The organism is Desertibacillus haloalkaliphilus (genome assembly GCF_019039105.1).
In the GTDB taxonomy this organism is placed as follows: domain Bacteria; phylum Bacillota; class Bacilli; order Bacillales; family KJ1-10-99; genus Desertibacillus; species Desertibacillus haloalkaliphilus.
Genome location: NZ_JAHPIV010000483.1, coordinates 1 through 350, shown reverse-complemented (window position 1 = coordinate 350; position 350 = coordinate 1). Strand labels below are relative to the sequence as shown.

At 44.9% G+C, this 350-nt stretch carries 2 protein-coding genes; both read right to left on the bottom strand.

What is annotated here, in order from left to right:
* The coding region (locus tag KH400_RS22920; RefSeq protein ID WP_217228571.1) for a PTS sugar transporter subunit IIC at nucleotides 1–137 on the bottom strand (137 nt) is incomplete at its 3' end.
* 56 nt (nucleotides 138–193) lie between these two features.
* A partial coding sequence (locus tag KH400_RS28210) for a PTS sugar transporter subunit IIB (protein ID WP_217228568.1) occupies nucleotides 194–350 on the bottom strand: 157 nt, incomplete at its 5' end.

The window sequence follows — 350 nt, the reverse complement described above, 5'->3', positions numbered from 1 at the left end:
ACACCTTCCATTAGGTGACCAGTTGCCAATCCAATCAACGTTGCAGCGACCAGTGGTTGGTGGAATTGGAACTCGTCCAAGATTCCTTCAACACCGGCCAAGAATGCGATTAGAATTACGAAAAACGCTGAAATCATGCGTTCATCCTCCCAAATAATTTCTTAGCAATAATATAGTAGTTATTCAATTGTGATTACTTCAACAAGTCGAAGATATCCTTGCTTTGATCGCTTGGCACCTTTCGAACATCGAAAGTGATACCTTGGTCACGCAAGTACTCCAACGTCTTCACGTCTTCGTCGTCAACGGCAACGGCGTTCGTCACCATGCGCTTACCTTCTGAGTGAGAC